Source organism: Achromobacter sp., assembly GCF_049647645.1.
Taxonomy (GTDB): Bacteria; Pseudomonadota; Gammaproteobacteria; order Burkholderiales; family Burkholderiaceae_B; genus Achromobacter.
The window spans coordinates 1-17,094 of the sequence record NZ_JBARYB010000062.1 but is presented as its reverse complement, the minus strand read 5'-3'; the positions used below and the strand labels follow the sequence as shown (position 1 = coordinate 17,094).

General features: G+C 66.3%; 16 protein-coding genes. 5 read left to right on the top strand and 11 right to left on the bottom strand.

Going from position 1 to position 17,094, the window contains the following annotated elements; translation table 11 throughout:
- The 5 genes from WBB14_RS07240 to WBB14_RS07220 all read right to left on the bottom strand — a co-directional run.
- Window positions 1-1,436: acetyl-CoA carboxylase biotin carboxylase subunit (locus tag WBB14_RS07240; RefSeq protein ID WP_424239228.1), on the bottom strand; the 1,436-nt coding region annotated here is incomplete at its 3' end.
- A gap of 57 nt (window positions 1,437-1,493) precedes the next feature.
- Entirely contained in the window at window positions 1,494-3,101 is a 1,608-nt protein-coding gene (locus WBB14_RS07235) for a carboxyl transferase domain-containing protein (protein WP_424239227.1), read from the bottom strand.
- 225 nt (window positions 3,102-3,326) lie between these two features.
- The gene (locus tag WBB14_RS07230; protein ID WP_013390877.1) at window positions 3,327-4,508 is read right to left on the bottom strand and encodes an acetyl-CoA C-acetyltransferase; all 1,182 of its coding nucleotides are present in this window, start codon (window positions 4,506-4,508) and stop codon (window positions 3,327-3,329) included.
- A gap of 35 nt (window positions 4,509-4,543) precedes the next feature.
- Complete coding sequence (gene aceK, locus WBB14_RS07225; RefSeq protein WP_424239226.1) at window positions 4,544-6,400, bottom strand: bifunctional isocitrate dehydrogenase kinase/phosphatase; 1,857 nt, start codon at window positions 6,398-6,400, stop codon at window positions 4,544-4,546.
- A 10-nt stretch (window positions 6,401-6,410) separates the two neighbouring features.
- Window positions 6,411-7,589: an isovaleryl-CoA dehydrogenase gene (locus tag WBB14_RS07220; RefSeq protein ID WP_207473911.1), complete on the bottom strand. Its 1,179-nt coding sequence runs from the start codon at window positions 7,587-7,589 to the stop codon at window positions 6,411-6,413.
- A gap of 246 nt (window positions 7,590-7,835) precedes the next feature.
- On the opposite strand from WBB14_RS07220, the gene WBB14_RS07215 reads away from it, so the two are divergent.
- Together WBB14_RS07215 and WBB14_RS07210 are read left to right on the top strand one after the other, a co-directional pair.
- Window positions 7,836-9,011 carry a M20 aminoacylase family protein gene (locus WBB14_RS07215; RefSeq protein ID WP_424239225.1) on the top strand — a complete coding sequence of 392 codons (1,176 nt, stop codon included), beginning with the start codon at window positions 7,836-7,838 and terminating at the stop codon, window positions 9,009-9,011.
- A 58-nt stretch (window positions 9,012-9,069) separates the two neighbouring features.
- A complete protein-coding gene (locus WBB14_RS07210) occupies window positions 9,070-10,041 on the top strand; it encodes a Bug family tripartite tricarboxylate transporter substrate binding protein (RefSeq protein WP_424239224.1) in 972 nt (323 codons plus the stop codon).
- A 120-nt stretch (window positions 10,042-10,161) separates the two neighbouring features.
- On the opposite strand, the gene WBB14_RS07205 is transcribed toward WBB14_RS07210, so the two are convergent.
- Both WBB14_RS07205 and WBB14_RS07200 read right to left on the bottom strand, forming a co-directional pair.
- Window positions 10,162-10,494 carry a YnfA family protein gene (locus WBB14_RS07205; RefSeq protein ID WP_424239223.1) on the bottom strand — a complete coding sequence of 111 codons (333 nt, stop codon included), beginning with the start codon at window positions 10,492-10,494 and terminating at the stop codon, window positions 10,162-10,164.
- Window positions 10,495-10,504: 10 nt separating this feature from the next.
- The gene (locus WBB14_RS07200; RefSeq protein WP_173144643.1) at window positions 10,505-10,885 is read right to left on the bottom strand and encodes a MerR family transcriptional regulator; all 381 of its coding nucleotides are present in this window, start codon (window positions 10,883-10,885) and stop codon (window positions 10,505-10,507) included.
- Between the two features lie 72 nt (window positions 10,886-10,957).
- Between WBB14_RS07200 and WBB14_RS07195 the strand changes: the two genes are divergently transcribed.
- A complete protein-coding gene (locus tag WBB14_RS07195) occupies window positions 10,958-12,025 on the top strand; it encodes an MBL fold metallo-hydrolase (protein ID WP_424239222.1) in 1,068 nt (355 codons plus the stop codon).
- Between the two features lie 8 nt (window positions 12,026-12,033).
- Here WBB14_RS07195 and WBB14_RS07190 read toward each other — a convergent pair whose 3' ends face one another.
- On the bottom strand, window positions 12,034-13,062 hold the full coding sequence (locus WBB14_RS07190) for a Bug family tripartite tricarboxylate transporter substrate binding protein (protein ID WP_424239221.1): 1,029 nt from the start codon (window positions 13,060-13,062) through the stop codon (window positions 12,034-12,036).
- Window positions 13,063-13,214: 152 nt separating this feature from the next.
- Window positions 13,215-13,841 carry a LysE family translocator gene (locus WBB14_RS07185; RefSeq protein WP_013390885.1) on the bottom strand — a complete coding sequence of 209 codons (627 nt, stop codon included), beginning with the start codon at window positions 13,839-13,841 and terminating at the stop codon, window positions 13,215-13,217.
- Window positions 13,842-13,974: 133 nt separating this feature from the next.
- Between WBB14_RS07185 and WBB14_RS07180 the strand changes: the two genes are divergently transcribed.
- Both WBB14_RS07180 and metC read left to right on the top strand, forming a co-directional pair.
- Window positions 13,975-14,700 carry a nitroreductase gene (locus WBB14_RS07180; RefSeq protein ID WP_424239220.1) on the top strand — a complete coding sequence of 242 codons (726 nt, stop codon included), beginning with the start codon at window positions 13,975-13,977 and terminating at the stop codon, window positions 14,698-14,700.
- Window positions 14,701-14,785: 85 nt separating this feature from the next.
- Window positions 14,786-15,979, top strand: a complete 1,194-nt coding sequence (metC, locus tag WBB14_RS07175) for a cystathionine beta-lyase (protein WP_424239219.1) — start codon at window positions 14,786-14,788, stop codon at window positions 15,977-15,979.
- Window positions 15,980-16,060: 81 nt separating this feature from the next.
- Here the strand turns inward: metC and WBB14_RS07170 are convergent, their stop codons facing one another.
- Both WBB14_RS07170 and WBB14_RS07165 read right to left on the bottom strand, forming a co-directional pair.
- Window positions 16,061-16,690, bottom strand: a complete 630-nt coding sequence (locus WBB14_RS07170; protein WP_424239218.1) for a thiol:disulfide interchange protein DsbA/DsbL — start codon at window positions 16,688-16,690, stop codon at window positions 16,061-16,063.
- Between the two features lie 81 nt (window positions 16,691-16,771).
- Window positions 16,772-17,094: SPOR domain-containing protein (locus WBB14_RS07165; RefSeq protein WP_424239217.1), on the bottom strand; the 323-nt coding region annotated here is incomplete at its 5' end.

Below are 17,094 nucleotides of genomic sequence, written 5' to 3'. Positions count from 1 at the left end.
GCCAGGCCCTGGCGCACCAGCACGGCGGCGCAGGCCAGCGCCAGCGTGGCAGGACTGGCGGCTTGGGGTTCGGGCAGCAGCGTGGCGCGCTGGCGTTCGATCAGGCCGGTGTCCAGGTCCGCCGCGGCGAAGGCGCTGTCCTGCATCAGGCGGGACAGGAAGGCCACGTTGGTCTGCACGCCGACCGCTTGCGTCTGGGCCAACGCTTGCAGCATGCGGGCGCGGGCCTGGTCGCGGTCGGCGCCGTGCACGATCAGCTTGGCGATCATGGGGTCGTAGAACGGCGTGATGGTGTCGCCCATGCGCACGCCGCCGTCGACCCGGATGTCGCCATTGGCGAACGCAGTGTGCGCCGGCAGGCCCAGGTAAGCCAGGGTGCCGATGGACGGCAGGAAGCCCTTCTCGGGGTTCTCGGCGTAGATGCGGGCCTCGATGGCGTGGCCCTCGATGCGCAGGTCTTCCTGGCGTGCCGGCAGCGGCTGGCCGGCGGCCACGCGCAGTTGCCATTCGACCAGGTCGTGGCCGGTGATCATTTCGGTGACCGGGTGCTCGACCTGCAGGCGCGTGTTCATTTCCATGAAGTAGAAGCGACCGTCGGGTTCGGAAATGAACTCCACTGTGCCCGCGCCCACGTAGCCCACGGCGCGCGCGGCGGCCACGGCGGCTTCGCCCATGGCGCGGCGGCGCTCTTCGGTCATGCCGGGCGCGGGGGCCTCTTCGATCACCTTCTGGTGGCGGCGCTGCACCGAGCAGTCGCGTTCGAACAGGTAGACGCAATTGCCGTGCGTGTCGGCGAACACCTGAATTTCGATATGGCGCGGCTTTTGCAGATAGCGTTCGATCAGCACGCGGTCGTCGCCGAAGCTGGACGCGGCCTCGCGCTGGCAGGACGCCAGCGCGTCCAGGAACGCGCCCGACGATTCGACCACGCGCATGCCCTTGCCACCGCCGCCAGCGCTGGCCTTGATCAGCACGGGGTAGCCGATGGCGTCGGCCTGGGTCTTGAGGAATTGCGGGTCCTGGTTGTCGCCGTGATAGCCCGGCACCAGCGGCACGCCGGCTTTCTCCATCAGCGATTTGGCGGCGGACTTGCTGCCCATGGCGGCGATGGCGGAGGCCGGCGGTCCGACAAAAGCGATGCCGGCCTTTTCAGCGGCTTCGGCGAAGGCTTCGTTTTCCGAGAGGAAACCGTAACCAGGATGGATGGCGCCCGCGCCGGTGTCGCGCGCGGCCTGCAGGATGGCGTCGGCGCGCAGGTAGCTGGCGCGCGGCTCCGAGCCGCCGATGTACACGGCCTGGTCGCAGGCGGCGACGTGGCGGGCGTTGGCGTCGGCGTCGGAATACACCGCCACGGTGCGGATGCCCATGCGGCGGGCGGTGGCGGCCACGCGGCAGGCGATTTCACCGCGGTTGGCAATCAGCAAAGTGTCGAACATGGATGTCATCCAGGCTGAAATTATTCTTGGGCTGCAATGTAGGGCGGGTGTGCCGCCCTACATGCGGAAGACGCCGAACTTGGTGTCTTCGATGGGCGCGTTCAAGGCTGCCGACAGCGCCAACCCCAACACGCGCCGCGTGTCGGCCGGCGCGATGATGCCGTCGTCCCACAGGCGCGCGGTGGCGTAGTAGGGATGGCCTTCGCGTTCGTACTGTTCGCGAATGGGTGTCTTGAAGGCGGTTTCCTCGTCGGCGGACCACTGGCCGCCGCGGGCCTCGATGCCGTCGCGCTTGACGGTGGCCAGCACGCTGGCGGCCTGTTCGCCGCCCATGACCGAGATGCGGGCATTGGGCCACATGAACAGCATGCGCGGGGAATAGGCGCGGCCGCACATGCCGTAGTTGCCGGCGCCGAACGAGCCGCCGATCAGCACGGTGAACTTGGGCACGGCGGCCGTGGCCACGGCCGTCACCATCTTGGCGCCGTGGCGGGCGATGCCTTCGTTTTCGTACTTGCGGCCCACCATGAAGCCGGTGATGTTCTGTAGGAACACCAGCGGGATCTTGCGCTGTGCGCACAGTTCGATGAAGTGCGCGCCCTTCTGCGCGGACTCCGAGAACAGGATGCCATTGTTGGCCACGATGCCCACGGGCATGCCGTGGATGTGGGCAAAGCCGGTGACCAGCGTGGGACCGAAGCGGGCCTTGAACTCGTCGAACTCGGAGCCGTCGACGATGCGCGCGATGACTTCGCGCACGTCATAGGGCTTGCGCGTGTCGGCGGGGATGATGCCGTTCAGTTCGCTGGGGTCGTAGCGCGGTTCGCGCACGGGCGTGGTGGCCAGCGGCTGCGGCTTCTTGCGGTTCAGACGCGCCACTGCGTTGCGCGCCAATTGCAGCGCGTGCATGTCGTTGGCGGCCAGGTGGTCGACCACGCCGGACAGGCGCGTGTGCACGTCGCCGCCGCCCAGATCCTCGGCGCTGACCTCTTCACCGGTGGCGGCCTTCACCAGCGGCGGGCCGCCCAGAAAGATGGTGCCCTGGTTCTTGACGATGATGGACTCGTCGCTCATGGCGGGCACGTAGGCGCCGCCGGCGGTGCAGGACCCCATCACCACGGCGATCTGCGAAATGCCCTGCGCCGACATCTGCGCCTGGTTGTAGAAGATGCGGCCGAAGTGTTCGCGGTCGGGGAAGACCTCGTCCTGCTGCGGCAGGTTGGCGCCGCCCGAATCCACCAGGTAGACGCAGGGCAGGTGGTTCTGCGCGGCGATCTCTTGCGCGCGCAGGTGCTTCTTGACCGTCATCGGGTAGTAGGTGCCGCCCTTGACCGTGGCGTCGTTGCAGACGATCACGCATTCGGTGCCGGCCACGCGGCCGATGCCGGTGATGACGCCGGCGCCGGGGGCTTCGCCGCCGTACATGCCGTGCGCCGCCATCGGCGACAGTTCCAGGAATGGCGTGCCCGGATCGATCAGGTGCTCGACGCGGTCGCGCGGCAGCAGCTTGCCGCGCGCCACGTGCTTGGCGCGCGCGGCTTCGCTGCCGCCCAGCGCGGTATGGGCCAGCTGCTGGTCCAGATCGTCCAGCTGGGCCTGCATGGCCTGCGCATTGTCGGTGTAGTCCTGCGACCGCGGATTGATGCGGGATTCGATGATGGGCATGGGGTTCCACCCGTCCTGCTTGTTGGAAATTTGAAGGCGCTCGTGGAGCGGTTTGTCTCGCTGCCCGGTGGGCCGGGCATGCTTATTGGCTATTGGTATCGAAGAGGGATTTCGTTGCGCCTTTCCTGCACGGCGCGCGACCGACCCGTCGCGCTACGACGCCATGCAAAAAAGGCGCAGCGGAATCCATCGAAAGCCGGGAGGCCGAGGCCTCCCGGCGTTGCGTCAGATCATTTCAATCGCCATTGCGACGGCTTCGCCGCCGCCGATGCACAGCGTGGCCACGCCGCGCTTGCCGCCGGTCTTGCGCAGCGCGCCGACCAGGGTGGCCATCAGGCGGGCGCCGGACGCGCCGATCGGATGGCCCAGGGCGGTGGCGCCGCCGTGGATGTTGACCTTGTCGTGCGGCAGCTTGAAGTCGGTCATGGCGGCCATGGTGACCACCGCGAAGGCTTCGTTGATTTCGTACAGGTCCACGTCCTCGGCCTTCCAGCCGGTCTTGGCGAACAGGTTCTTCAGCGCGCCCACGGGGGCGGTGGTGAACCAATTCGGCTCTTGCGAGTGCTGGCTGTGGGCGACGATGCGGGCCAGCGGCTTCACGCCGAGCTTTTCAGCGGTGGAGGCGCGCATCAGCACCATGGCGGCGGCGCCGTCCGAGATCGACGACGAGTTGGCGGCGGTGACGGTGCCATCCTTCTTGAACGCGGGCTTGAGGGTCGGGATCTTTTCCGGCATGGCCTTGGTGGGGGCCTCGTCGGTATCGATCACGGTGTCGCCCTTGCGGCCGGCCACGGTCACGGGAGCGATTTCCCACTTGAAGCTGCCGTCTTCCGATGCGGCGCGGGCGCGGCGCAGCGATTCCAGCGAGAACGCGTCTTGCTGTTCGCGGGTGAAGGAATACTTGGAGGCGCAGTCTTCGGCGAACACGCCCATGGCTTTGCCCTTGTCGTAGGCGTCTTCCAGGCCGTCCAGCGCCATGTGGTCGTACACGGTGTTGTGGCCGTAGCGGTAGCCCTGGCGGCCCTTGAGCAGCAGGTAGGGAGCGTTGCTCATGCTTTCCTGGCCGCCAGCGACGACGATGTTGGCGCTGCCCGCGGCCAGCAGGTCATGGCCGAACATGGCGGCTTTCAGGCCCGAACCGCACACTTTGTGGATGGTGGTGCAAGCCACGCCCAGTGGCAGGCCGGCGCCCAGCGCGGCCTGGCGCGCCGGGGCCTGGCCCTGGCCGGCTTGCAGCACGTTGCCCATGATGACTTCTTCGACTTGCTCGGGCTTGATGCCGGCGCGTTCGACGGCGGCCTTGATGGCGATCGAGCCCAGCTCGTGCGCGGCCAGGCCGGACAAGGCGCCCAGCATGCCGCCCATGGGCGTGCGGGCGACGGAAACGATGACGATGGGATCTGACATGGCTAGCTCCTGTGAGGGTCGGGACAGCTCTGGGGTTACGAGGCCGCGTGGTCGCCTGGAGGGCATTCCGGACGCAGGCGTCTGTCCGTATCGTAAGGGAAAAATTCTTCAATCCGGCCTTGCGCAACATGGTTGCGGCAGGCTTGCCACCACTCCGGTTCCAGCAGGTCGGCGTGGTGACGCATGAAGGCGCCGCGCACGCGCGGGTCGCCTAGCAGGAAGCGTCCGAATTCCTCGGGGAAGACGTCATTCGGACCAATGGCGTACCAGGGTTCGGAAGCCAGTTCCGCCTCTTCGTTGGGGGCGGGCGGGATGCGCCGGAAATTCATTTCGGTCATGCGTTGGATTTCGTCGTAATCGTAGAAAACGACGCGGCCCAGGCGCGTGACGCCGAAGTTCTTGTACAGCATGTCCCCGGGGAAGATATTGGCCGCGGCTAGTTGCCGGATGGCGTCCCCGTATTCGCGCACGGCCGGGTCCAGCAGCGCGTCCGAAGCCTGGCGCAGATAGATGTTCAGCGGCGTCATGCGCCGTTCGATGTAGACATGGCGGATGACCACCGTGTCGCCGGTTTCCTCTATCAGGCTGGGTACCAGCCGGCGCAGTTCTTCCAGCAGGGCCGGCGCGAAGCGCGCGCGCGGCAGCGCCACCTGCGAATATTCCCAGGTGTCCGCCATGCGGCCGACGCGGTCGTGCAGCTTCACCATCTGGTACTTGCGGCGCACGGTGGCATGGTCCATGCCGTCCTTGTCGATGCGGTCCTTGATGAGCTTGAACACATAGGGATAGGACGGCAGCGTGAACACGCACATCACCATGCCCTTGATGCCGGGGGCGATGTCGAAGGCGTCGCGCGAATGCGCCAGGTGATGCAGGAAGTCGCGGTAGAACAGCGTCTTGCCCTGCTTCTGCAGGCCGATCATGGTGTAGAGCTCGGCCTTGGGTTTGCGCGGCAGCAGGCTGGACAGGAAGTTGACCACGGCGGCCGGCGTTTCCATGTCCACCAGGAAGTAGGCGCGCGTGAAGCTGAACAGCGTGCTCAGGTCGTCGGCGCCCAGCAGCAGCGCATCCAGCACCACCTGGCCCGCCGGGTTGCGCATCAGCGCCACCGCGAAGGGGTACACCGTGCCCTGGTTGATCAGGCGGCCGACGATGTAGGCGCCCTTGTTGCGGAAGAACAGCGAGCCCAGTGCGTGGATCTGGCAGTCGCTGGCGATGCGGCGGCCGACATGGCGCGGCAAGATCGCGCGCAGCTGCTTGACCGCGGCGCGCGCTAGCAGCCGCGTGTCGCGCGGCAGGTCTTCAAAGGGCAGCGCCAGGCCGAAGTCCGCCACCATGCGGATCAGGCTTTTCTCCAGCCCGTCCGTGGCCGGGTAGTACACCCGGTACGAGGGGATGCTGCTGTCCAGGTAATCGGTGGCGATGGCCGGGCGGACGAACAGGAAGGCGTTGTGGAAATAGTCGCGGTGCAGGATGCGGCAGGATACCGAGTTGAAGAAGGTCTCGGCGCATTCGGGCTGGCGGTGCTCGCCCAGCAGTCCGACGAACTCCTGCTTGATCTGCTGCCAGAACGCGGTCTGCTCGTCGCTCAGGGTGGGCGCCGCGTTGCCGTTGGCGCCCACCGCGCCTTCCGGCCGGCCGCGCAGCACGCCTTCGAGCTGCGTGGCGCATTCGCGCACCCGCATGTCGTAGTACTCGATGCGCTCGCGCGACAGGCGCTGGATGCCGTGCCAGTCGCCGGATTCGAACAGCGCCTTGGCGCGCTGGGCGCTGTAGCGGAACAGCGCGTAGTGGCGGTCGAAGCCCGCCAGGATCAGCCGCGCGACGTCCAGCGGCGAGGGGCCCGGCGCGGGCGCCTGTTCGATGTGCTGGACGTCGGACATGCGGATCATGGAGGCGCGCTCAGGCGGTTTCGTTGAACAGTTCGCGGCCGATCAGCATGCGGCGGATTTCGCTGGTGCCGGCGCCGATCTCGTACAGCTTGGCGTCGCGCCAGAGGCGGCCCACCGGGTACTCGTTGATGTAGCCGTTGCCGCCCAGGATCTGCACGCCCTCGCCCGCCATCCAGGTGGCTTTCTCGGCGGTGTACAGGATCAGCGCGGCGCAGTCCTTGCGCACTTGGCGCACGTGCTCGGCGCCCAGGCGGTCCAGGTTCTTGCCGACCTGGTAGCAGAAGGCGCGGCTGGCCTGCAGGGTGGTGTACAGGTCCGCGACCTTGCCCTGGATCAGCTGGAATTCGCCGATGGCCTGGCCGAACTGCTTGCGGTCGTGGATATAGGGGACGACCACGTCCATCACGGCCTGCATGATGCCCACCGGGCCGCCGGACAGCACCGCGCGTTCGTAGTCCAGGCCGCTCATCAGCACCTTGACGCCGCCGTTGACCTGGCCCAGCACGTTCTCTTCGGGGATTTCGCAGTCCTGGAACACCAGTTCGCCGGTGTGGCTGCCGCGCATGCCCAGCTTGTCCAGCTTCTGCGCCACGGAAAAGCCCTTGAAGCCTTTTTCGACCAGGAAGGCGGTGATGCCGCGCTGATGGGCTTCGGGGTCGGTCTTGGCGTAAACCACCAGCGTGTCGGCGTCGGGGCCGTTGGTGATCCACATCTTGGTGCCGTTCAGCACATAGCGGTCGCCCTTCTTGTCGGCGCGCAGCTTCATGCTGACCACGTCGGAACCGGCGCCCGGCTCGCTCATGGCCAGGGCGCCCACGTGTTCGCCGGAAATCAGCTTGGGCAGGTACTTGGCCTTCTGGGCCGCCGTGCCGTTGCGGTTGATCTGGTTCACGCACAGGTTCGAGTGCGCGCCGTAGGACAGGCCGACCGACGCGCTGGCGCGGGAGATTTCCTCCATCACGATCATGTGGGCCAGATAGCCCATTTTTGCGCCGCCGTATTCCTCGTCGGCCGTCATGCCCAGCACGCCAAGTTCGCCGAATTTGCGCCAGAGGTCCATGGGGAACTGGTCGCTGCGGTCCACTTCTGCGGCGCGCGGCGCGATCTCGGCCTGCGCAAAATTGCGCACCGCATCGCGCAGCATGTCCAGATCTTCGCCCAGGTCGAAGTTCAGGCCGGGAAGGTTCATCGCTGTCTCCGTGATAGTAGGTACTTACTATTTTGTGGGCGCCTGGCTCCAGCGCCGGATTGCCGCGCGTGGCTCATGATGCGCCGATCGGCCATCGCTACGCAATGATGCACCGCAAATATTACGTTTACGTAAACGTAAAGTGGAGTCGGGTTATCCCTAGGTAATTGCCTGTTACCGGGGGAGCGGCGCTGGGTAAGATTCCAGCCGATCCTTGAATCCTGAATCATTGCGACGGAGTTTGCCGTGCTCGAACTATCCAATCTGGACGAAATTGTGGCGCTGCGGCGCGACATCCACATGCACCCGGAGCTTTGCTACGAAGAGCACCGCACGGCCAAGGTGGTGGCGGACACGCTGCGCGGCTGGGGCATCGAGACCCACACCGGCATCGCCAAGACCGGCGTGGTCGGCGTGATCAAGCGCGGCGCGTCGGATCGCGCCATCATGCTGCGTGCCGACATGGACGCCCTGCCCATGCAGGAGGAAAACCAGTTCGAGCACCGCTCGCGCCACGACGGCAAGATGCACGGCTGCGGCCACGACGGCCACACCGCCATGCTGCTGGCCGCCGCGCGCCATCTGCAGGCCGAGGGCGGCTTCGATGGCACGGTGTACCTGTGCTTCCAGCCAGCCGAGGAAGGCGGCGCGGGCGGTCGCGCCATGATCCAGGACGGCCTGTTCGAACGCTTCCCCTGCGAAGCCGTGTTCGGCATGCATAACTGGCCGGGGTTGCCCGCCGGATCCATCGGCGTCTGTGCCGGTCCGATGATGGCGGCGGCCAACGGCTTCAAGATCACCGTGCGCGGCAAGGGCGGCCACGCCGCAGCGCCGCAGGACTGTAGCGATCCGGTGCCGGCGCTGTTCGCCATCGGCCAGTCGCTGCAGACCATTCTCACGCGCAGCAAGCGTCCGCTGGACGCTGCCGTGCTGTCGATCACCCAGGTGCAGGCCGGCGGCAGCGTCATCAACGTGATTCCCAACAGCGCCTGGCTGGGCGGCTCGGTGCGGGCCTACAGCACCGACGTGGTCGACCTGATCGAACGCCGCATGAACGAGATCGCCGGCAACATCGCGGCCGCGCACGGCTGCGAGGCCGACGTGTTCTTCGAACGCCGCTACCCGGCGCTGGTGAATACCGTGGCCGAGACCGAGTTCTGCATGGAAGTCATGCGTGAGGTCGTGGGCGAGGACAAGGCCATGGTGATCGAGCCTGCCATGGCTTCGGAAGACTTTGCCTTCCTGCTGCAGGAAAAGCCCGGCTGCTACGTGTTCCTGGGCAACGGCGACGGCGAACACCGCATGGCGGGCCACGGTCTGGGTCCCTGCATGCTGCACAACGCCAGCTATGACTTCAATGATGCCCTGATCCCGGCCGGCGCGTCGTACTGGGTACGCCTGTCGCAACGCTATCTGGCCTGATGCGCTACACGCCTTTCGTTTTATCTGACGCAGTGCCACGCAACATTACTAGGACGATATGAAAAAGAAGACATTGCTGATCAAGGCCGCGGGGGCGGCCATGGCAATCATGGCCAGCGGCGCAATGGCGCAGAGCTGGCCGGCCAAGCCCGTCACGCTGGTGGTGCCCTACACCGCGGGCGGCAGCGCCGACGCGATCGGACGCCGCCTGGGTGACGTGCTGCGCAAGGAAAGCAACGTAACCGTCATCGTCGAGAACAAGCCGGGCGCGGGCGCCTCCGTGGGCACCGACTTCGTGGCGCGCGCGCAGCCGGACGGCACTACCCTGCTGCTGGCCTCCACCAGCCCGCTGACGATCTTCCCGCATCTGGCCAAGACCAACTACGACCCGATGAAGGACCTGACGCCGGTGGCCAGCGTGGCCGTGGCGCCCGTCGCCATCGTCGCCACCAAGGCGCTGCCAGTGAAGGATTTCGCCGGCCTGATCGACTACGCCAAGTCGCATCCGGACGGCGTGCGCTACGGCACGCCGGGCCAGGGCACTGTGGCCCACATCGGCATGTCGGCCGTCACGGCGCAAACCGGCACCCAGATGCTGCATGTGCCTTACCGCGGCAACAGCCAGGCGCTGACCGATGGCCTGGGCGGCGTGGTCGAACTGCTGGTGGTCAATAGCGACGTGGTGCTGCCGCACGTCGCCAGCGGCGCCCTCAGGCCGTTGGCCGTGATGGCGCCAGAACGCCTGGCCGCCTGGCCAGACGTGCCGACCATGGCGGAACTGAAGATGCCGCAGGCGCAGTACTACTCGAACTTCGGCATCTTCGCGCCGGCCAAACTGCCGGCCACGGTCGAGCAGCCGCTGCAGGCCGCCCTGGCCAAGGCCATGGCCAGCGCCGAATTCCAGGAACTGCTGGCCAAGTCCTACCTGCAGCCGGGCACGGGCGCGGGCGAGACCTTCGCCAAGCAGGTGCAGGCGGAGTTTGCCAACAATGCCCGCGTCATCAAGGAAAGCAATATCAAGGCCGAATAAGCCTGTCCTGTTCGCCCGGAAAAAAAGCGCGCGGCCCTGTCGGGTACGCGCGCTTTTTTTTGCCGGGCCGCCCTGGGCAGCTGGCGCTTCATGGTCCCCTTGCTGGGGACTCGCTGCAGGCTATGCGCTGCGCGGCCCGAACATGATCACCAGCATGCCAGCGATGCACAGGCCCACGCCTGCCCAGTCGCTGAGGCTCGGGCGCACGCCGTCCACGGCCCACAACCACAACAGCGCCATGCCGATATAGACCCCGCCGTAAGCCGCATACACGCGGCCGGAGGCCGTGGGGTGCAGCGTGAGCAGCCAGGCGAACAGCGCCAGGCTGGCTGCGGCGGGCGCCAGCAGCCAGATGGAATGGCCCTTGCGCAGCCACAGGTAAGGCAGATAGCAGCCGACGATTTCCGCCAGCGCCGTCAGGACGAACAGCGCGAGGGTTTGCAGGGGGGCCACGATCGCGCTCCTAGGGCTTTTGCGCCAGCAGTTCGTGGCATTGCTGTTCCTGCTGCGAGATTTCCTGCAGGGTGTCTTCGATGTCGCGGCGCTGCTGTTCCAGCGTGGCGCGATGTTGCGCCAGCACGCTCAGGTACTGCCGCAATTGGACTGCTGTATCGCCCGGCCCGTCATACATGTCGATCAGGGTCAGGATCTCGGACAATTGCAGGCCCAGGCGCTTGCCGCGCAGGGCCAGTTTCAGGCGCGTGCGGTCGCGCGGCCCGAAGATGCGGTTGCGTCCTTCGCGCGCCGGGCTGACGATCCCCTGGTCTTCGTAGAAGCGTATCGTGCGGGGCGTGACGTCGAACTCGCGCGAGAGTTCAGAGATGGTCCAGGTTGACGGGGACATGCGGCGTGTGGCAGTTTACGTAAACGTAAATTATGATGACTTGACCCAATCGTCAAGCGTGGAGGAGAGGCAATGAACCCCAATGAACAAAAATTGCAGTACCCATGGACTGATTTCCAGCCCGAAGCCGGCCGTTCGCACGTGGTGGCGGACGGGGTCAAATGGATACGGATGCCGCTGCCATTCGCGCTGGATCATATCAACCTCTGGCTGCTGCGCGACAACATCGACGGCCGCGACGGCTGGACCATCGTCGACTGCGGCATCGCGCGCGACGAGGTCAAGACGCTATGGGAAGACGTCTTCGAGAATGAGTTGGAAGGCCTGCCGGTGCTGCGCGTGCTCGTTACGCACATGCACCCCGACCACATCGGCCTGGCGCATTGGCTGTGCGAACGCTGGAATGCGCCCCTGTGGATGACGATGACGGACTTCGTGGTCGCCTCGCTGTGGTCCTCGCGTCGCGGCGACGCGGGCGGCGGTCCCGGCGGCCAATCGGCGGTGGATCACTTCGCCCGCCACGGCCTGACCGACCTGGACGCGCAAGAGCAGATCCGCCAGCGCGCCAACTACTACCCCAACCTGGTGCCGGCCGTGCCTGCGCGCTACACGCGCATCCTGCATGGCGACGCAGTGCGCATCGGCGGGCGTGACTGGCGCGTGATCGTGGGCTACGGGCACGCGCCCGAGCATGCCTCGCTGTTTTCACCGGACCTGGGTGTGCTGATCTCCGGCGACATGGTGCTGCCGCGCATTTCCACCAACGTCAGCGTGTTCGACTACGAGCCCGACGCCAATCCCCTGCCCCTGTACTTGCGTTCGCTGGACGGCTACGCCGACCTGCCCGAGGACACGCTGGTGCTGCCTTCGCACGGCCGCCCCTTCAAGGGCCTGCACGAGCGCATCGCGCAACAGCATGAACACCACCGCGACCGCCTGGCCGAAGTGCTGGAAGCTTGTGCCATCCAGCCGCAATCGACCACGGACATCGTGCCGGTGCTGTTCAAGCGCAAGCTCGACCTGCACCAGCTGACCTTCGCCATGGGCGAGGCGCTGGCGCACCTGCATGCGCTGTATTTCGAAGGCAAGCTCAAGCGCGCGCTGGGCGCGGATGGCATCGTGCGGTTCTCGGCCGTCTGAACTCGGCCTCAGTCCAGCGTCACGCCTGTGTCGGCGGTCAGCTTGAGGACGATCGGAAGATAGGTCTGGTACTCGGCCTCGGCTTCGTGGGGCAGGTTTCCGATCGGTTCCAGGTCCATCGCGAGCAGCCGCTCGCGGACCTCGGGGCTCTGCACCGTGGCGCTGACCTCGCGCCCCAGGCGCTCGACGATATTCGCGGGCGTTTGGGCGGGGGCGAGCAGCGTCGTCGGCGTAATCGCCCGGTACGCCTCATCGTCGTAGCCCGACTCGGCCATGCTTGGGACGTCCGGCAGGCTATTGACCCGCTTTCTGCCGAGTACTGCGAGCGCCCGTATCTTGCCGGCGGCGATGGGCTGCTTTAGGGTGAACACGGAGGCCAGGGCAACGTCGATCTGGCCGCCAAGCAAGGCCGTCATGATCGGCAGTTCGCCCTTGTAGGGCACGTTCAGGATGTCGATGCCGTAAGTCTTGTTCATGTAGTGCTGAATGATGTGCGGCGTGGAGCCCGGTCCCCACGATCCCATTCGCAGCGCGCCAGGTTCCTTCCTTGCATACGCTATCAGTTCATCGATGTTCTTTACGGGTAGCGAACTGTTGACCACGATCACTCCCGAACCCTTGGCGATATCGGAGATCGGCCGCAACTCGGTACGCGGGTCGTAGGGCAGCTTCTTGTAGAGCGCCAGGTTGGCGGTGATCGGCGTGGCAAGGGTCAACAGCAGGGTGTAGCCATCCGGGACTGACTTGGCGACGTAATTGGTGGCGATGATGCCGCCTGCGCCAGGCTTGTTCTCCACGAGCACGGATTGCCCGAGCCGCTTGCCCAGGCCTTCGGCAACCGCGCGTGCGATGGTGTCGATCTGCCCGCCGACCTGGTAAGGCACGACCAGATGCAAGGGCCTTGATGGATAGTCGGTCTGAGCGCGCGCGGACAAGGGCAGTATTGCCAGCGCGGCGGCGGCCCAGCCGGCCAGCCTGGCAGCAGTGGCCAACGCCCGGGTCGCGGGTTTCCAGTACAAGTGTTTGCTTTGATTCATGGCCACTTTCCTTGCGCCGCAAGAGGTGGCTATCAGTATCCGTGCCTACGTCTTTCCAGGGGCGATGCGGCATCTTGGACCATTGGTGTTAGTCCGCAAACTTCAAATTCCGCATATGCAAATGCGAAATACGCGTGGCTTTCGCTTCCGGTTCAACGCGTGGCCGTTGCCAGCCGCACGGCCAGCCCGATGAACACCAACGCGGCGATCCGGTTCAGCCAGCGTTTCGCGGTCACCGAGCGTTGCAGCAGCTCGCCGAACGCGCCCGAGAAGAAGGCGATGGCGCCGAACACCAGCAGCGTGACGACCATGAAGACCGCGCCCAGCTGCATGGTCTGCAAACCGACCGGGCCCAGCGCCGGCGAGGTGAATTGCGGCAGGAAGGCGAAGAAGAACAGCAGCACCTTGGGGTTGGTCAGGTTCATCACGATGCCGCGGCGGTAGAGCGCGCCGGGCCGCATGGGTTCGGGACGCTTGCCGGCTTCGGACTCGACCGGTGCGCGCAGGATCTGCCACGCCAGATAGGCCAGGTAGGCGGCGCCCGCCAGCTTGAGCACGGTGAAGGCCATGGGCGATGCCGCGAACACGGCGGCCAGCCCCACGGCCACGGCGGCCGTATGCCCCAGCAGCCCCGTGCACAGCCCCAGCACCACGAACATGCCGGCCTTGCGGCCCCAGATGGCGGATTGCATCAGCACGAACAGATTGTCCGGCCCCGGGGTCAGGGCCAGCAGGACGGCAATGCCGAAGAATGCGATCAGGGTGTCGATGGGCAGCATGGGGTTCGCCTGGAACGGGTCGGCCGGCTCCGGGAGGCCGGAAGTGGCATCATAAAGGCAAAGATGTGCCCATCATGCCTGCCCCATGCGTCCCTCAAGGGACCTGCCGGGCCGACCAGGAGAGACAACAGCCATGCCCGCCACCGCCATGCCGCAATCCCCGGAACCTTTGCAGGACGCCGACGCGCGTCCCGACGCCGCGCTCGAGGCGTGGCTGCATGCGCGCCACAGCTGCCGCGCATTCCTGCCCGAACCAGTGGCGCGCGGCACCATCGAACGCATCCTGGACCTGGCGCAGCGCGCCGCGTCCTGGTGCAACTGCCAGCCCTGGCAGGTGACGATCACCGAAGGCGCGGGCACGGAACGCCTGCGCGGCGCGTTGCAACGCCGCGCGGAACAGTCTGGCTTCACTCCGGATTTTCCGTTTCCGCGCGAATACCAGGGCGAGTACCTGGCCCGGCGGCGTGAATCGGGCTTCCAGCTCTATGGCGCGGTCGGCGTGGCGCGCGGCGACCGCGAGGCCTACCGCCGTCAGGAAATGCGCAATTTCCAGCTGTTCGATGCGCCGCACGTGGCCATCATCACCACCGACGAGGCGCTGGGCGAGTATGGGGCGATGGATTGCGGCGGCTATGTGGCCAATTTCCTGCTGGCAGCCCAGGCCAACGGCGTGGCCACGGTCGCCCAGGCATCCCTGGCCATGTACCCGGAAGTACTGCGCGAGGAACTCGGCATCGCCGCGGACCGCCGAGTGGTCTGCGCTATTTCCTTCGGCTTTGCCGACGCTGCGCACCCCGCCAACAGCTACCGCACCAACCGCGCCCCGCAGGCCGAGACCGTCACCTGGGTGGGCGGCTAGGGAGGACAGGCCGCGCCGCGCCTGATATGGTTCACCCTGACCGCCTTTATTCCGCCCCTGTCCCTACGCAAGCCGTCCACTGAAGATGCCCACCAAACACATCGATACGCTTCTGCAGCACGCAGGCACCGCCCCGTTCAACCCCGAAACCGGCACGGCGCCGGTGCCCCTGCCGCCGATGCGCGCCAGCACGGTGCGCTTCGAGAATCTCGCCGCGCTCGAGAAGGCCCAGCGCAGCAAGGCGGCCGGTGGGCGCGCGTCCACCTACGGGCGCATGGGCATGGACACGCATGCGGCGCTGGAAGAGGTCTTCACCCAGCTCGAAGGCGGCACGCATTGCTACCTGGCGTCCTCGGGTCTGTCGGCGATGACCATGGTCATGATGGCCCTGTGCTCGGCCGGCGACCACGCGCTGATCTCCGACTGCGTCTACGGTCCGATGCGCGAGCTGGACGACGCGGTGCTCAAGCGCATGAACATCGAGATCACGTACTTCGCCGCCGGCGAAGACCTGGAAGAGCTGGTGCGTCCGAACACCAAGCTGCTGTACGTGGAGTCGCCCGGATCCCTGCTGTTCGAGATGCTGGACATGGGCGCCATGGCCGCCTTCGCGCAGAGCCATGGCCTGGTGCTGGCCACTGACAATACCTGGGGCTCGGGCTACATCTACCGCCCGCTGACGCTGGGTGCGCAGGTGTCCGTCATCGCCGGCACCAAGTACGTGGGCGGGCACTCCGACCTGATGCTGGGCGCCGTCGTCACCAATGACGAACAGATCGCCCGCAAGCTCAACCGCACCCAGTACGCCATGGGCTATTCCATCAGCGCGGACGACGCCTGGCTGGCCCTGCGCGGTGTGCGCACCATGCCCATCCGCATGGCCCAGCATGCGCGCCATGCCTTGCAGGTGTGTGAATTCTTCAAGAGCCGTCCCGAGACGGTGCGTTTGTTCCACCCGGCCTGGCCGCAGGATCCCGGCCACGCGCTGTGGCAGCGCGATTGCACCGGCTCCAATGGCATGTTGTCCGTGGAGTTGCGCCTGTCGCCGGCGGCGGCGCGGGTGTTCATCGATTCGCTGACGCTGTTCGGCATCGGCTTTTCCTGGGGCGGCTACGAAAGCCTGGTGCAGCTGGTGTCGGGCAAGGACCTGTCCAAGCACCGCTATTGGGGCGAAGGCGACAACGCCCTGGTGCGGCTGCACATAGGCCTGGAATCGCCGGACGACATCATCGCCGACCTGACCCAGGCGCTGGCAAAGGCCGCGGCCGTCCAGGGCTGAGCGCGGGCTCCGATCGGAGCTGCAAAGAAAAAACGCCCCGGCCTTGCGGCTCGGGGCGTCTTGAATCTTGCTTGCGGCGTATCAGTTGCGCGCCAGCGGGATCAGGCGGGTCACTTCCTTCAGGGCGCCTTCGTAGCTGTTGCCCGCCATGACCGGCGAGGTCATGAACTTGCCGCCGACGGCGAACGACGGGGTGCCGTCGATGCGGTAGGCCTCGGCCAGCTGGTTGGCGCGCTGCACCTGCGTCTGCACGCTGAACGAATCGAAGACCGAGTCGAACTTTTCGCGGTCCACGCCTTGGGCCGCGGCCCATTCACCCATCGCCTTCTTGTCGAACAGGCGCTTGTGCTCGCCGTGGATGGCGGCGAAGACCTTGGGGTGCAGGTCGGGGCGGTCCAGGGCCAGCAGCGTGTAGTAAAGCTGTTGCAGCGGCTTCATGCCGGCGTTGAACGCAATCGGAACCTGCTTGAGCACCACGTCCGGCGGCGCGGTCTTGGCCCAGTCTTCAACCATGGGTTCCATGGCGGCGCAGTGCGGGCAGGTGTAGGCGAAGAATTCCAGGACCTCGATCTTGCCCGGGGTGTCCGACGGCAGCGGCGGATTGATGGCGACGGACTGCTGCGCGCCTTGCGCGTGGCTCGCGGGGCTGAAGAATGCCGTGGCGGTCAGCGCGGCCGCGGCCAGGATGCGAATAATCTTGGGGGACAGCATGGATGAGAGGTTCCTGAGTAAAAAGTTACAGACAGGCTCGGGGCCGGATAAGTTCAATGCTTGCGGCCGCGGCGGCGTCCATCACTGGCGCACCACCGCGGTTTCGATCTTGTTTTCGCCCAAGCGGCCGCGTGCGCGGTTCATGTCGTCCAGCCGGGCGAACGGTCCCACCCTGACCCGGTTGATCGGCTTGCCGTTCACTTCGGCCTTGTGTACCGCCACCGGCAGGCCCAGCAGGATGATGCGAGCCTTGAGGGATTCCGCGTCGTTTTCGCCGCGGAAGGCGCCGGCCTGCAGGTAATACGTGCCGTTGGCCGAAGACGCGGTGGCGGCCTGCTTGGGGGCGGGCGCGGGCGCTGCGGCGGGGGCCGCCTTGGAGATGGGCGTAGGCGCCTGGCTGGGGG

Bases quoted from the DNA above. Each gene is read 5' to 3' on its own strand.
- metC (WP_424239219.1), top strand. From the start codon at position 14,786: ATGCCCACCAAACACATCGATACGCTTCTGCAGCACGCAGGCACCGCC.
- WBB14_RS07230 (WP_013390877.1), bottom strand. From the start codon at position 4,508: ATGTCAGATCCCATCGTCATCGTTTCCGTCGCCCGCACGCCCATGGGC.
- WBB14_RS07185 (WP_013390885.1), bottom strand. From the start codon at position 13,841: ATGCTGCCCATCGACACCCTGATCGCATTCTTCGGCATTGCCGTCCTG.
- WBB14_RS07200 (WP_173144643.1), bottom strand. From the start codon at position 10,885: ATGTCCCCGTCAACCTGGACCATCTCTGAACTCTCGCGCGAGTTCGAC.
- WBB14_RS07190 (WP_424239221.1), bottom strand. From the start codon at position 13,062: ATGAATCAAAGCAAACACTTGTACTGGAAACCCGCGACCCGGGCGTTG.
- aceK (WP_424239226.1), bottom strand. From the start codon at position 6,400: ATGATCCGCATGTCCGACGTCCAGCACATCGAACAGGCGCCCGCGCCG.
- WBB14_RS07235 (WP_424239227.1), bottom strand. From the start codon at position 3,101: ATGCCCATCATCGAATCCCGCATCAATCCGCGGTCGCAGGACTACACC.
- WBB14_RS07210 (WP_424239224.1), top strand. From the start codon at position 9,070: ATGAAAAAGAAGACATTGCTGATCAAGGCCGCGGGGGCGGCCATGGCA.
- WBB14_RS07195 (WP_424239222.1), top strand. From the start codon at position 10,958: ATGAACCCCAATGAACAAAAATTGCAGTACCCATGGACTGATTTCCAG.
- WBB14_RS07170 (WP_424239218.1), bottom strand. From the start codon at position 16,690: ATGCTGTCCCCCAAGATTATTCGCATCCTGGCCGCGGCCGCGCTGACC.
- WBB14_RS07220 (WP_207473911.1), bottom strand. From the start codon at position 7,589: ATGAACCTTCCCGGCCTGAACTTCGACCTGGGCGAAGATCTGGACATG.
- WBB14_RS07180 (WP_424239220.1), top strand. From the start codon at position 13,975: ATGCCCGCCACCGCCATGCCGCAATCCCCGGAACCTTTGCAGGACGCC.